Annotated in this window: 15 protein-coding genes; 9 read left to right on the top strand and 6 right to left on the bottom strand. The window is 65.5% G+C overall.

Annotation, left to right across the window (positions count from 1 at the left end):
- The first annotated feature begins 285 nt into the window (after positions 1-285).
- The 3 genes from AC1DYL_RS01550 to AC1DYL_RS01540 all read left to right on the top strand — a co-directional run bounded on the left by AC1DYL_RS01550 (position 286) and on the right by AC1DYL_RS01540 (position 2889).
- A complete protein-coding gene (locus AC1DYL_RS01550) occupies positions 286-846 on the top strand; it encodes a GNAT family N-acetyltransferase (RefSeq protein WP_477171791.1) in 561 nt (186 codons plus the stop codon).
- 193 nt (positions 847-1039) lie between these two features.
- Positions 1040-1690 carry a CoA pyrophosphatase gene (locus tag AC1DYL_RS01545; RefSeq protein WP_477148774.1) on the top strand — a complete coding sequence of 217 codons (651 nt, stop codon included), beginning with the start codon at positions 1040-1042 and terminating at the stop codon, positions 1688-1690.
- Complete coding sequence (locus AC1DYL_RS01540) at positions 1687-2889, top strand: CCA tRNA nucleotidyltransferase (RefSeq protein ID WP_477171790.1); 1203 nt, start codon at positions 1687-1689, stop codon at positions 2887-2889. Before AC1DYL_RS01545 ends, AC1DYL_RS01540 begins: the two co-directional genes overlap by 4 nt.
- Here AC1DYL_RS01540 and AC1DYL_RS01535 read toward each other — a convergent pair.
- Positions 2886-3074, bottom strand: a complete 189-nt coding sequence (locus AC1DYL_RS01535; RefSeq protein ID WP_477171789.1) for a DUF1059 domain-containing protein — start codon at positions 3072-3074, stop codon at positions 2886-2888. The two genes, AC1DYL_RS01540 and AC1DYL_RS01535, sit on opposite strands and share 4 nt — an antisense overlap.
- A gap of 215 nt (positions 3075-3289) precedes the next feature.
- On the opposite strand from AC1DYL_RS01535, the gene AC1DYL_RS01530 reads away from it, so the two are divergent.
- Positions 3290-4408 (top strand): HD-GYP domain-containing protein, encoded by a 1119-nt coding sequence (locus tag AC1DYL_RS01530; RefSeq protein WP_477171788.1) that lies wholly within the window; start codon positions 3290-3292, stop codon positions 4406-4408.
- Here AC1DYL_RS01530 and AC1DYL_RS01525 read toward each other — a convergent pair whose 3' ends face one another.
- The 4 genes from AC1DYL_RS01525 to AC1DYL_RS01510 form a co-directional block, all read right to left on the bottom strand.
- Positions 4409-5578 (bottom strand): AAA family ATPase, encoded by a 1170-nt coding sequence (locus AC1DYL_RS01525; protein WP_477171787.1) that lies wholly within the window; start codon positions 5576-5578, stop codon positions 4409-4411.
- Positions 5579-5674: 96 nt separating this feature from the next.
- Entirely contained in the window at positions 5675-6091 is a 417-nt protein-coding gene (locus AC1DYL_RS01520) for a hypothetical protein (protein ID WP_477156579.1), read from the bottom strand.
- Between the two features lie 181 nt (positions 6092-6272).
- Positions 6273-7142: an oxygen-dependent coproporphyrinogen oxidase gene (gene hemF / locus AC1DYL_RS01515; protein WP_477171786.1), complete on the bottom strand. Its 870-nt coding sequence runs from the start codon at positions 7140-7142 to the stop codon at positions 6273-6275.
- The gene (locus AC1DYL_RS01510; RefSeq protein ID WP_477172024.1) at positions 7139-7609 is read right to left on the bottom strand and encodes a tRNA (cytidine(34)-2'-O)-methyltransferase; all 471 of its coding nucleotides are present in this window, start codon (positions 7607-7609) and stop codon (positions 7139-7141) included. Before AC1DYL_RS01510 ends, hemF begins: the two co-directional genes overlap by 4 nt.
- 229 nt (positions 7610-7838) lie before the next feature.
- Here AC1DYL_RS01510 and petA point away from each other — a divergent pair, with 229 nt between their 5' ends.
- From petA to AC1DYL_RS01485, 5 genes are all read left to right on the top strand, one after another.
- On the top strand, positions 7839-8363 hold the full coding sequence (gene petA, locus AC1DYL_RS01505; RefSeq protein WP_477149059.1) for a ubiquinol-cytochrome c reductase iron-sulfur subunit: 525 nt from the start codon (positions 7839-7841) through the stop codon (positions 8361-8363).
- A gap of 14 nt (positions 8364-8377) precedes the next feature.
- Positions 8378-9667, top strand: coding sequence for a cytochrome b (locus AC1DYL_RS01500; protein WP_477171785.1), 1290 nt, complete (start codon positions 8378-8380; stop codon positions 9665-9667).
- Between the two features lie 17 nt (positions 9668-9684).
- Positions 9685-10530 (top strand): cytochrome c1, encoded by an 846-nt coding sequence (locus AC1DYL_RS01495; RefSeq protein WP_477148782.1) that lies wholly within the window; start codon positions 9685-9687, stop codon positions 10528-10530.
- Positions 10531-10655: 125 nt separating this feature from the next.
- A complete protein-coding gene (locus tag AC1DYL_RS01490) occupies positions 10656-10856 on the top strand; it encodes a hypothetical protein (protein WP_477171784.1) in 201 nt (66 codons plus the stop codon).
- A 61-nt stretch (positions 10857-10917) separates the two neighbouring features.
- On the top strand, positions 10918-11448 hold the full coding sequence (locus tag AC1DYL_RS01485) for an adenine phosphoribosyltransferase (RefSeq protein WP_477148784.1): 531 nt from the start codon (positions 10918-10920) through the stop codon (positions 11446-11448).
- A 3-nt stretch (positions 11449-11451) separates the two neighbouring features.
- On the opposite strand, the gene AC1DYL_RS01480 is transcribed toward AC1DYL_RS01485, so the two are convergent.
- Positions 11452-13332 (bottom strand): sensor domain-containing diguanylate cyclase, encoded by a 1881-nt coding sequence (locus AC1DYL_RS01480; protein WP_477171783.1) that lies wholly within the window; start codon positions 13330-13332, stop codon positions 11452-11454.
- Positions 13333-13700 lie beyond the last annotated feature (368 nt).

The following is a 13700-nucleotide window of genomic DNA, read 5'->3' as shown; positions in this document are numbered from 1 at the left end:
AAGCGTGGTCGCCTCGAAATCACCACGACTTGCCAATAGCCCTGTGCACAGAACGCGTTGAGGACCGGGCGGGCAAAATCGGAGGAGGCGGTCTTGAAATTCGACTGCAGGTCCATAATTTTGCGTGGACGCATTGGCCGCGGTGATGCTAATGCGCTTTTCAGGCGTCAGGAGGCGCCCAGGATGGAGAAGGCTTTTCAGGTGACCCGACGACCGTAATCGGTCGGCAGCTGGCTTCGTTGGCCGGCACGTTTGTCCTCGTCTCTTCGTTCCTGGACCAGTCACATGATCGCGCCTTCCGTCTCCGTCGCTGCTGAAGCAGCGCCTCCGCAACTTGGCCTGCCCACCGTTCGTTTCGCAACCGCCGCCGACGACCAGTTCGTCGAGGACCTGCAGGCGCTTGCCTTCGGCCCGGGCCGCTTTGCTCGGACGGCGTTCCGCGTGCGCGAGCAGTTTCCCATCGACCCCTCGCTGAGCCTCATTGCCGAAGTGAACGGCACGGCCTGCGGTTCGGTCTGGATGACCCCGATCAGCGTCGGCGGCATCGACGGCTACATGCTTGGCCCGCTGGCGACGCATCCGGATTTCCGCAAGCGCGGCGCCGGCAAGCTCCTCGCCAAGGAAGTGGCGCGGATTGCGCTGGAGCGCGGCCAGGGCAGCTTCGTGCTGCTCGTCGGCGACCGGGACTATTATTGCCCGCTCGGCTGGGTGCCGACGCAGCTTGGCGCTGTCCAGTTCCCCGGCCCGGTCGATCCGACCCGCGTGCTGGTCTACTCGAACGATCCGACGATGGCTGTGCGGCTTGCCGGGCCGATCAAGGCGTTCGGCGCGCGCATGCGTTCGTAGCTGGCGCGGCGCGCTGCCAGACCAACTTCAGCGAGCTTTTCGATTTCGTGCGGCGGACGCGGCCGGTCCGCCGAGAAGTTGGTTGCCGGGGACGTTTCTACGATCCGCGAAGTAGCCGCATCTGCGCCCTTGCCGATTTGCCGCATGACCTTGGCTGAAAAGTCTGCGATTTTTCGGCGGGAGCCTTTTTGGAGTGCCGGTCCTGGCCGACGACGCGCTTATTACCAGAATCGCCAGCCGGCTGCTGCGTGAACCCGAGCCGATCACGGCTGCGGCGGGGTTGCGGCCGGATTGGGTGCCCGAGACTCCGCCAGGCCGGCCACCGGTTGCGGCCGCCGTGCTGATTGCGCTCGTCAGGCGGGCCGAGGGGCTGTCGATTCTCTACACGGAGCGCTCGCCGGACCTGCGCTCGCATTCGGGGCAGATCGCGTTTCCGGGCGGCAAGGTCGACCCTACCGACAAGGATGCGGCGGACGCGGCGCTGCGCGAGGCATGGGAAGAGGTGCAGCTCGACCGCACCGAGGCGCGGGTACTGGGCTTCATGCCGCTCTACTATACCGGCACGAACTACCTGATCACCCCGGTGGTGGCGGTGGTGGAACCGACGCGGCCGTTCATCCCCAATCCGGGCGAGGTGCGCTCGGTATTCGAGGTGCCGCTCGACTACCTGATGACGCCCGACAGCTATTCAACCTTCCACATCAAGCGGAACGGCCAGGAGCACAGCACCTGGCAAATCGAACATAGCGGGCTTGTCATCTGGGGGATAACAGCGAACCTTACACGTCGCTTCCACGATCTGGCGTTGAGCCCAGAAACGGATTGGAGCCCGGAGACCGGTTGAGCAAGCTGGGGGAAATCGACGATCGCCTGAAGCGCGCCGAGTGGCTGATGCGACCGGAAACGCAGCGCATCCTGGCTTTGCTCGATGGCGCGGACGGCCGCACGCGGGTGGTGGGCGGCATCGTGCGCGACACTCTGCTGGAGCTGCCGCGCGAGAACTCCGACATCGACATGGCGACCGAACTGCTGCCCGAGGAGGTAACGCTCAGGGCCGAGCGGGCGCGGCTTTCGGTCTATCCGACCGGCATCGAGCACGGCACGGTGACGCTGCGCCTCGACACGCTCACTGCCGAGGTGACGACGCTGCGCGAAGACGTCGAAACCGACGGGCGGCATGCGGTGGTCAAGTTCGGGACCAACTGGAAGCACGATGCGATGCGGCGCGATTTCACGCTCAACGCGCTCTATGCCGGGATGGACGGCACGCTGTTCGACCCCCTGCACGGGGTGGAGGATTGTCTCGCACGCAAGGTGCGGTTCATCGGGAAGGCGGCGGAGCGGATCGCTGAGGATCGACTGCGGGTCTACCGGTTCTTCCGGTTCTCGGCGAGCCACGCGAGCGAGCAGTTCGACGTGGATGGGTTGGCGGCTTGTACCGCGGCTGCCGGCACGCTGGGACGGCTGGCAGCGGAGCGGGTAGGCGCCGAGATGCGACGGATGCTGGCGCTGCCGCGCGTCGCCAATACGCTCAAGGCGATGCGCGAGGCCGAGATCCTGCCGCTGCCGGAGACGGCGGTGCGGCTGCTGCATGGCTATGAGCGGCGCGTGCGGAAGCCCGAATACAGCGCGCGGCTGGCGATCCTCGTGTCCGAGTTGGGCGCCGATCGGCTGCAGGAGATGTGGCGGCTCTCCAATGACGACATCGGAACGGCCGAAGCCATCCTGGCCGCGGCGCGATTGATTGCGGAGTTCCACTTGAACGAGGCGGCGTACCGCCACCCAGGGGCGCTGGCCGATGGGATCGACGTAGCGGCGGCGCTGTCGAACTGGGGTGATGCGGGCAAGCTCGCCGTCGTCGAGCAGCTGCAGCGCATGGACGTGCCGCAGTTTCCGTTGCGCGGCAACGACCTGGTTGGCCTCGGCATGGTGCCGGGGCGCGAGCTTGGGGTGGAGCTGGAGCGGCTCGAACGCGCCTGGATCGAGAGCGGTTTCGCCCTCGATCGGCAGGCGCTACTCGGGATGGCGGTGCCGCGGCGTTAGTGTACCGCCTCGCCCTTTTCGTGCACGCGGGCTTTGATCTCATCGACCATATTGGGCCGGATCATTTCCTCGCCATGGGTGGTGCGCAGGTGATCCGCGGCGCGGCGGACGACTTCCGCGGTATCCTCAGCCTGGGTGTGCCAAGTGCAGCCGGGAACGAGGGTGCCACATTCGAACGACTTCATGGTCTTTGCTCCATCGTTGGTGGCAGGATATGAAGCCATGGGAATGCGGCGAGGGCTGGGCCGAGAACGGGGCCTTGCCATCGATTCAATTTACTCGGTGATTTACGAAACATCTACGAATGTGATGCGTAGATGTGTTGAGCGAAATCACGTCTACACTCCAGTTGATGGACCAGAACGCACAAGTGTCGGAGCGAACGGATCGGGGAACGATCGTGTTCGTTTGCGACTCGCATTGCGAGGAGCACGGCAAGGCACTAGGCGGACAACTCGGTGCGCCCGTTCACCTGATTTCGGAACTTACTCTCGATGACCTGGCCGATGCCGAGCAGGTCGTCGTCGATGCCGATCTCCGCGACATGACGTCGGTGGGCCAGCTGAAGCATGCACTCGACCGCGTGCCGGCGATCAAATCCAGGACTTTCCTGATCGACGAAGGCCGCGGCGAGCGGTTGCTGCGCGTGCAGGCCAATGCGCTGGGTGCGACGCGTCACATGATGCGCAAGTTCGCGCTGGCGGAGTTGCGGCGGGAGTACTCGATTACCGGGCGGGCGCGCCGGAGCTCGGCGGCGGAAGCAACGGTTCGTGCCGATGTCGGGGGCGTTTCGATCCTTGAGGCGGAACGCTCGCTAGCATTGCTGTTCGAGGGGATGCTGGATGACGCGCCGCTGTCGATGCAGGGTGTATCCGAGGTAGCGGCAGGCGTTCTGGCGACCGTCAAGGCCGTGGGGGCGGACGCGTGGCTGGCCTCGGTGCGCAAGCATCACGAGGGGACGTTCCAGCACTGCCTGCTGGTGACCGGCGTTGCCGCGGGATACGCCAGCGGCAGCAAGCTCGGTGGCGGGCAGGCGGGCGCGCTGATGAATGCGGCGCTGTTGCACGATGTCGGCAAGGCGGTGATCCCGCGTCACATCCTCGACAAACCCGGCAAGCTGACGCCGGAAGAGTTCGAGGCGGTGAAGCTGCACCCAGGAGCAGGCTTCGACTACCTGAGCAAACAGGGCGGCGTATCGCCGATGATCCTCGACGCGGTGCGCCACCATCACGAGGCCCTGGATGGCAGCGGCTATCCGGACGGGCTGCGCGGCGAGCAGATCACGCCGCTGACCCGCATTCTCACTGTGTGCGACATCTTCGCGGCGCTGGTCGAGACGCGGCCGTACAAGGAGACACGGACGCCGCAGGAGGCCGTGACCATGCTGGTCGACATGACGATCAGCAGCAAGGTCGACTACTCCGCCGTGCGGACGCTGGCCGGGAGCTTCGGCATCGGGTTGCCCGCAGCGTTCGGCGAGGTGGTGCGCGGATTCTCCGGCGCCCGACCGCGGCTCTAGTCAATCATCGTCGAACACGCCCAGCGAGCTGAGCCCACGGATGGCCGTGCCGTCCTCGGTGCGGATGACTTCGCGCGGGATGATGCCGCTCTCCTCGGCGATCGCGTCGGCCAGCGGCTGTGAGTGGGTGACCACCCAGATCTGTGCACGCTCGGCGGCTTTGACGATGGTGCGGGCGAGGGCAGGGAGCAGGCTGGGATGGAGGCTGGTCTCGGGCTCGTTGAGCGCGATGAAGGGCGGCAGGCGGTAGGAGAGCAGGACGCCCATCAGGGTGAGGAACTGCAGCGTGCCGTCCGAGAGCTCGTGTGCCCAGAAGGTGCGCTTGGGGGTTTCGCGGAAGATCATGCCGAAGCTTGCGAATTCCTCCGGGTGCGGCACGACCAGTTCGGCGCCGGGGAAGGCGAGCTCGATGGCGGCGTCGAGGTCGACCGTCTCCTGCCGGATATGGCGCAGGGTGGCGAAAACTGCGGCGAGGTTGCTGCCGTTGGAGGTCAGCATTGGAGAGGTGACGGCGCGGGATGGCCGGCGGAGCGACGAGTCGACGTCGGTGCGGAAGCCGTGGAAGAAGCGCCAGTTGCTGAGTTCCTGGCGGACGACGGCGATCTCGGGATAGCCGCCGCGAACCGTGAACAGCGCGGTTTCGCTCGCCAGCGCTCGCTCATCGATGAGTTGGCGCTGACCGTCAGCGCCGCGGGCGAAGACGGCGTTGTTGCGCCGCTCGAGCAAGCTGACGCCCCTAGTGCCCTTCCGAAGCTCGATCGTTTCTTGCTTGATCTGTGCCTCGGTGGAAAAGGCAGCGGAGTCCGGTCCGGGGAAGCCGAGTTCGATCCGGTAGATCGGGGCGAAGTCGTCGAGCTCGAGGCGGGCTTCGAGCGTCAGCCGGTTGCCGCCCTCGTGGACGCGGTAGCCGTCGGTGCGATGCATCGGGTTGAAGCTGCCATCGGCCGTGAGGTTTTTGCCACCGGCCCAGAAGATCGACCGGAGGCCACCTTCGCGGGCGATTTCATCGGCGAGGGTGCCACGTGCGGCGGAGTGCACCAGTTCGAGCGAGCGGTAGAGGTTGGTCTTGCCGACGCCGTTGCCGCCGATGAGGACGGTCAGCTGGCGGAGCGGGAAGCGGAGTTTTCGGACCGAGCGGAAGCCCTTGATCTCGACATCGGTCAGCGTCATCGGTCGGCCGGCTCCCTCGTGCCCTTAGGCAGATGTAGCGCGGCCGGCTGATGGATTGAAGCGGTCCGCGAGAGGTCTCGCGAACCGCTTGTGGCCTCATGAAACGTAGAGCTGGACCGCGCCGTTACCGGTCGGGGTGATGTCGATGACCCGGTCGACGGAGATATGGTTCTGGGCGAGCAGCCGCATGGCGGCCGGGTCGGCCTTCAGGGCGTCGCGCAGCAGGTGGATCGACTGGTCGCTGGCATCGACTGCGTCGAACGCCTTGGAAGCGTCGCCGCCATCGGCCCAGGCCGTGTCGAACTTCACCACCGAGACGTTCCTCGCGTGCAGCAGGTCCGCGACTTCGGCGCGGTTGAAGATCTGCACCTGCGGGTCAAAGTTGTCGACGGACATGCCGCTACCCGCCTTGGCGGTGTTGAATGCGGGCGTCGATGCGAACGCCGGGACGGCGGCCAAGATAACGGCTGCGGTGATGGCCGTGGCTCCCAGGCCTTTGAGAACTCTGTTCATTTGGAACTCCTCAGACAGCGGGGCTAAGCGCGGTTCCGTTGCGCTGGCTGGAACCGTTCGGGGGTGCATTTGCACCGGCCCCTGAAACCTAGGCGTGCCTCCGCGCCGGGGGTAGTTTCCGGCGGCTTAAGCTTCGGCAAGGTTGGTAAGGCGCAAGGACGGGCAAGAGCCCGCCGCGAGGTCAGGGCCAGCGCACTTCCGGGGGCATCGAGGAGAGGATCGAGGTGACGTTGCCGCCCGTCTTCAGGCCGAAGGTGGTGCCGCGATCATAGAGCAGGTTGAACTCGACATAGCGGCCGCGGCGGATCAACTGCTCGTTGCGGTCGGCCTCGGTCCAGGGCGTCTCGAAGTTGCGGCGGGCGAGGGCAGGGTAGACGTCGAGGAAGGCACGGCCGACATCCTGGGTGAAGGCGAAGTCGGCGTCCCAGTTCCCGGTATTGTGGTTGTCGTAGAAGATGCCGCCGATACCGCGCGGCTCCTTGCGGTGGGGCAGGTAGAAGTACTCGTCGCACCACTTCTTGTAAGCGGCGTAGTCGACGCCGTGGGCGTCGCAGGCGGCCTTGTAGGCGGCGTGGAAGGCGAGGCTGTCGGGATCGTCCTGCGTGCGCCGGCGATCGAGCACGGGGGTCAGGTCGCCGCCGCCGCCGAACCACCACTTGCCGGTGACGATCATGCGCGTGTTCATGTGCGCGGCCGGAACGTTGGGGTTCCAGGGATGGATGATCACCGAGACGCCGGCGCTCCAGAACTCGGCACCGGCCTCGGTATGCGGCATCTGGCGGGCGAAATCCTCGGAGAAGTGGCCGTGGACGGTCGAGATGTGGACGCCGGCCTTCTCGAACACCCGGCCGTGCAGCATTCCCATCTCGCCGCCACCACCGGCCTCGCGGGTCCAGGGTTCGATCTCGAACTTGCCGGCCGGGCGATCGGCATGCGGGCCCGTGACATCGGCCTCGACGGCCTCAAGGCTGGCGCAGAGCTGGTCGCGGAAGCTCCTGAACCAGGCGGTGGCGAGTTGCTGCTTTGATTCAATGTCGGCGGGTAATGTCATGTCAGGGCTGCAAAACCATTGGTCTGTCGCAGCGCCTCCCCTAGCACGAGGCTGCCGGCGACGGCCACGTTGAGCGAGCGCATATCTTGTCGCATGGGGATGCGGACGCGGAGGTCTGCGTCCGCCGCGACCTCCTCCGGGACGCCTGCGGACTCGCGGCCGAGGAGCAGGACATCGTTGGGTTCGTAGGTCACCTCATAGGCCGAGGTGCTGCCCTTGGTGGTCAGCAGCGCCAGCCGGCGCCCCTCGGCCCGGCGCCAGGCGTCGAAATGGGCATAGCTGTCGTGCTCGGTGAAGCGGGCGTGTTCGAGGTAATCGAGGGCGCCGCGCCGGATCGAGCGGGGCGAGAACTGGAAGCCCGTCGGGTGGATGATGTGCACCATCACTCCGAGGCAGGCGCCGAGCCGGAGTAGGGTGCCGGTGTTCTGCGCGATATCCGGCTGATAGAGGGCCAGATCGACCGTCATCATTCCTGACCTCCATGGTAAGCTTTTTGGCGGTTGCTATAGTGTCGCATCGGGGGAAAGTCACCCTGTCTCCGGCTGGACAAGCCCCATTCATAGTGTCAAAAGAACGCCCAAATCACGCGCTGTTGAGGGCGGGGGTTGGCTTTGGCTATGTGCCTGATGCCAACAGGCACCGAGGCGCTGATCAAGACACAACAGACGGAAGCTTACCTTGGCGACGCAATCCAATCTGGCACATCAGGACGCCCCTAATCCGGGACGGCGCGATTTTCTCTATATCGCGGCAGGCGCCGTGGGCGCGGTTGGCGTAGCCGGGGTGACCTGGCCGCTGATCAACCAGCTGAACCCCGACGCCTCGGTGCTGGCCCTTGCCAGCATCGAGTTCGACCTGTCGAGCATCCAGACCGGCCAGTCGGTCACCATCAAGTGGCGCGGGCTGCCGGTGTTCGTGCGCAACCGCACCGAGGCCGAGATCGCCGAGGCCAAGGCGGTGCCGCTGTCGGATCTCAGGGATCCCGAGACCGACGAGCAGCGCACCAAGCCGGGCCACGAGCAGTGGCTGATCATGATCGCCAACTGTACGCACCTGGGCTGCATCCCGGTGGGCGAGTCGGGTGACTACGACGGCTGGGCCTGCCCGTGCCACGGTTCGCAGTTCGACACTGCCGGCCGCATCCGCAAAGGCCCCGCACCCAAGAACCTGGTGCTGCCGCCCTATGAATTCGTCACCGACACGCTTGTGCAGATCGGTTAAGGGGACCCGACCAGATGGCTCACGAATCCAGCTACGTCCCCGGTAACGTCGTCGAAAAGTGGATCGACGACCGCCTGCCGATCATCCGGTGGTCCAAAGAACACCTGATGGACTACCCCACGCCGAAGAACCTCAACTACTGGTGGACGTTCGGCGCCATCCTCGCCTTCATGCTCGGCGTGCAGATTGTGACGGGGATCATCCTCGCCATGCACTACACCCCGCATGTCAGCCTCGCCTTCGACTCGGTGGAGCACATCCGCCGCGACGTGAACGGCGGCCGCATCATCCAGGCCGTGCATGCCACGGGCGCCTCGATGTTCTTTGCGGCGATCTACATCCACATGTTCCGCGGGCTGTATTTCGGCTCGTACAAGGCACCGCGCGAAATCCTCTGGATCCTCGGCGTCGTGCTGTTCGTGCTGGTCGTCACCACCGCCTTCATGGGCTACGTGCTGCCCTGGGGCCAGATGAGCTTCTGGGCCGCGACGGTGATCACCAACATCCTGGGCGCCATCCCGGTGCTCGGCACGCCGATCCTCGAGCTGCTGCGCGGCGGTTTCGCCGTCGACAACGCCACGCTCAACCGCTTCTTCTCGCTGCACTACCTGCTGCCGTTCATCATCGCTGCGGTGGTGGTGCTCCACATCTGGGCGCTGCACGTGCCGGGCAACAACAACCCGATCGGCGTCGAGGTGAAGTCGAGCCGCGAGGCAGTGCCGTTCCATCCGTACTACACGATGAAGGACCTGTTCGCGGTGGTGGTGTTCTGCATCCCCTTCGCGTGGTTCGCCTTCTTCGCGCCGGATATCCTGGGGCACCCCGACAACTACATCATGGCGAACAGCCAGGTGACCCCGGCGCACATCGTGCCCGAATGGTACTTCCTGCCGTTCTACGCGATCCTGCGCGCCATCGACTTCAACATCCTGTTCATCGACTCCAAGCTCGGCGGCGTGATCTTCTTCGCCGGCGCGATCCTGGTGCTGTTCTTCGTGCCGTGGCTCGATACGTCGAAGGTTCGCTCTGGCACGTTCCGCCCGATCTTCAAGTGGTTCTACTGGCTGTTCGTCCTGAACTTCGTGTTCCTGACCTGGCTCGGTTCGGCGCCGGCCGAGGGCATCTACGTGCTGCTGTCGAAGCTCGCCACCGCGTACTACTTCGCCTACTTCATCATCGTGCTTCCGCTGCTCGGACGCTTCGAGACGCCGCGGCCGCTGCCGACCTCGATCACCGAGTCGGTTCTGGCCAAGCACGCAGCGCCTGTCGCGGCGACCGCCGCAACAGCGTCGACGACGCACTGACCCGGGGCCCAACGGCAATGATCAAGACCAAAACCATTATCGGCGCCCTGCTGGTGAGCATCCTCTTTGCGGCGGTTCCGGCCGTTGCGCAGGAGGGGCACGCCACCCCGGAAATCCACAAGGAAGCCTGGAGCTTTGCGGGGCCGTTCGGCACCTATGACCGCAACCAGCTGCAGCGCGGCTTCCAGATCTTCAAGGAAGTCTGCTCGAGCTGCCATTCGGCCCGCCTGCTGGCGTTCCGCAACCTCAGCGAGCCGGGTGGTCCCGAGTTCACCGAGGGCCAGGTGAAGGCGCTGGCCGCCGAATACGAGATCGCCGATGCGGACGCCGAGGGCGGCAAGCGCCCGGGCATTGCAGCGGATCGCTGGCCGTCGCCGTTCGCCAATGACCGCGACGCGCGCGACGCCAACGGTGGTGCGCTTCCGCCGGATATGTCTGTGCTGGCCAAGGCCCGCGGCACGACCCAGCCGTTCCCGTGGTGGATCCTCAACTACTTCACCGCGTACTCGGAAGGCGGCCCGGACTATATCCATGCGCTGCTCAACGGCTACGTGGACCCGGCTCCCGAGGGTATCGAGGTGCCGGAGGGCAAGCACTACAACACCTACTTCCCGGGGCATTTCCTCGGCATGGCGCCGCCGCTCAGCGACGGCTCCGTGACCTACGAGGAAAGCGAGAGCGGCAGTGTGCCGCTGACGGTCGACCAGTATTCGCGCGACGTTGCGGCGTTCCTGATGTGGGTGGCCGAGCCGCACCTCGTGGCGCGCAAGGAAGCGGGCTTCCAGGTGATCGCGTTCCTCCTGGTGTTTGCGACGCTGATGTACCTGGTCAAGCGCAAGCTGTGGTCCAGGATCGAGCACTGATCCGACGCACGATATGAATTCCAGAGGGCCCCGCGGGGCCCTCTGTCGTTCCGGCCGGCGGAGCCCTTGCGATCACCAGCCGCATCGTTGATATTCGCCGGTGCAGTATTTGCAGGAGGCCCCACATGTCGATCATTCGCAGCGCCGCCACGGCCGCCGCCCTTGCCCGCATAGTGATCGCCCATCCGATGGTGCGCGCCGGCATTGCCGCGGCGCCGCTGCTGCTGACGCCCAAGGTGAAGGCCGCCGCCAAGGACGTGACCCTCAGCACGGCCTACAAGGCCGGGCAGCTGGCGCGGAAGATCGTCGACAGCACCAGGCGCTAATCGTTCCCGGTCCGCATCGGACCACCCATTCCCTCGTTTTCCAACAAGCCGCAGCACCCATATGCTCGACCTCAAATCGCTCGTCCGCTCGATCCCCGACTATCCCAAGAAGGGGATATTGTTCCGCGATATCACCACCTTGATCGAGGACCCTGATGGGTTCCGCGAGAGCGTCGACCGGCTGGCCGGCCTGCACAAGGACCTGGGGATCACCCATGTCGCGGGGATCGAGGCGCGTGGCTTCATCTTCGGGGCGGGGGTGGCGATTGCGCTCGGCGTCGGCTTCATTCCGGTGCGCAAGAAGGGCAAGCTCCCCGGCGAGACCATCGGGCAGAACTATGCGCTGGAATATGGGGTCGACACCATCGAGATCCATGCCGACGTGATCGGCCCGGGCGACAAGGTGCTATTGGTCGACGATCTGATCGCGACCGGCGGCACGGCGGTGGCGGCGGTGTCGCTGCTGCGGCGGACGGGTGCCGAGGTGTCGCATTCGGGCTTCGTCATCGACCTGTTCGACCTGGGCGGCGCCGACAAGCTTCGCGCCACCGGGGTCCAGGTCGAGGCCCTGATCCCGTTCGAGGGGCACTAGCTCTCAGTGCACGACGCGCAGGCTGCGCGGGACGACGCGGAAGCGGCGGCGCCAGGCGCTGACGCGGTCGCGCCCGGCGGTCTTGGCGGCGTAGAGGGCTTCGTCGGCGCGTCCAATCAGTTCGGCGGCGCTGCGCTCGGTTTCGCCTGGTGTATAGCTGGCGATACCGAGGCTGACGGTAATCCTGCCGGTGCTGCTGGCTTCGTGCGGCAGGGCGAGCGCAGCGAGGACATCGCGATAGTCGTTGGCGAGGCTATCGGCGCCGTCTGAATCGACTTCGGGCAAAACGACCAGGAACTCTTCACCACCATAGCGGGCCACGAGATCGGCCGGGCGGCGGAACATCTGGCCGAGGCACTCGCTGACCGCCTTGAGGCAGGCATCGCCCGCCAGGTGGCCGTAAGTGTCGTTGTAGGCCTTGAAGTGATCGATATCGAGCAGGATGACGCTGATCGCGGTATTGGCGCGGAGGCTCCGCGCAATCTCGATCTCGAGCCGCTGATCGAGGGCACGGCGATTGACCAGGCCGGTGAGGGCGTCGGTGGTGGCTTCCTGGCGGAGCCGCTCGGTGGCATCGAGCAGCTCCAGTTCGGTGCGCTTCAGCCGCGTGATATCGGAGACGACCACCATCGATACGCCATCCGGCGACGGGCGGGTGGAGACGCGCAGCCAGCTGCCGTCGAACAGGTGCACCTCCTCTTCGGAGTCGCGGTAGAGCGAGGCGGCGATCTCATCGGTCCAGGCGGCCACGTCGGCGGTCGAAGCGCCCACCTGCTGCTCGCGGCGCTCGACAGCCGCGGCGAGGATGTCGCGGATATGGGCGCCCGGGACGCGTACATCGGAGGTGAGGGGGAAGAGCTGCTGGTACTGCGCGTTGCAGAACAGCAGCCGCCCGTTGCGATTGAACATCGCCACGCCATCGGACATCTGCGCCATGGCGAAGGAGAGGACGCGTTGGCGCTCGTCGAGCTCGATCTCGAGCTGCTTCTGCTTGGTGATGTCGCGGTTGTGGGTGATGAGGCCGAACGGCTGTCCTCGGCTGTCGTTGAGCGGTACCTCGAGTGTCTGCAACCAACTGGTGGTGCCGTCAGGGTGTTCCACGGCCCGCTGGTACTCCGAGGGTCCGCCGGTGGCAGGGGAGTGTCCCGCCGGCGGCCGGGCGCCGAATTCATCGCTCAAATGGCCAATGAGAGCGGCCGGTCCGGAAACACCCAGCAACTGCGCAGTGGCGGGATTGGCGACGACGAAACGGCCCTCGAGATCGCTGACGCTGATGCTGTCGGGCAACTCGTCGATCACCTGGCGATAGGTCTGGTTGTCGCGCCTGGCGGCGCGCAGTTCCTCCTCGTGGGTCAGCGCGAGGCCGGAGAACAGCACCGCCAGGAGAAGCAACAGGCTCTGCGCGCCGACGATCAGCGGCCAGTCGGCGGCCCGGACGCTCGTCGGCGCCAGTATAGTGACCGCAATGGCTATTCCCGCGGTGGACAGGGCAAGGGCAAGCGAGTGCCAGCGAGCGAGGCGGAGACCGCGCCGGCGGCGGACCAAATGGGCGAGCAGCGCCGTGATGGTGACCAAGCCCATCGCTGTGAGGCCTACAAGCACGCCCACGCCGCCGATCGAGAGGCGATAGGCGACGGCAAAGGTAGTGGCGATCACGGCGGAGATGGGGCCGCCGAAGAAGGCTGCAAGGGCGAGCAGGCAGGTCCGCAGGTCAAAGAAGATACCTGGTGCGAAATACACCGGGAACAGCATGGTCGTGACGGCGCCCAGGCCCATGACGACGCCGAAAGCGACTTCGACGGCACGTGGCCCGAGGCGCTCGAAGACGTCGCGAAGTTGTGTCCAGGCGCTGACGAAGAATGCGACCACGGCCACATTGGTCATCAGGCTATACCAGGGCGACTCCATACCGGGCAGACCTCGCTTAGCGGGTGAGGCAACAGATGTCGTAGGCGAATTGTGCGCCTGGGCGCATAACGAAGCACTAAAGGGTTGAATAGAAAGCCTAGCGGCTCATACGCGTTACCCACGCGTTATCTGCCGGGATGCGGGAATTCGTGCCCGCAGGCCGGGAGCTGTTCGGTTGTTTCGGTTAATAGGGTGTAGCCGGCTTGGCCAGCGCTGCGGGCGGCAGCTGCATCGCCGGTTGGAATCCGACGTATTGCCCAATGTTTCCGCGATCCGATCGGGAAAAACTCAGCCGCAAATCTGTGCTCCAGGCGCGCTTGTCAGATGCGTTTGCGGAAGGGATT

This window comes from Devosia sp. P1_H9 (assembly GCF_056405135.1).
Note: the sequence above shows the minus strand (reverse complement) of the source record. Positions and strands in the feature narration are given on the sequence as shown.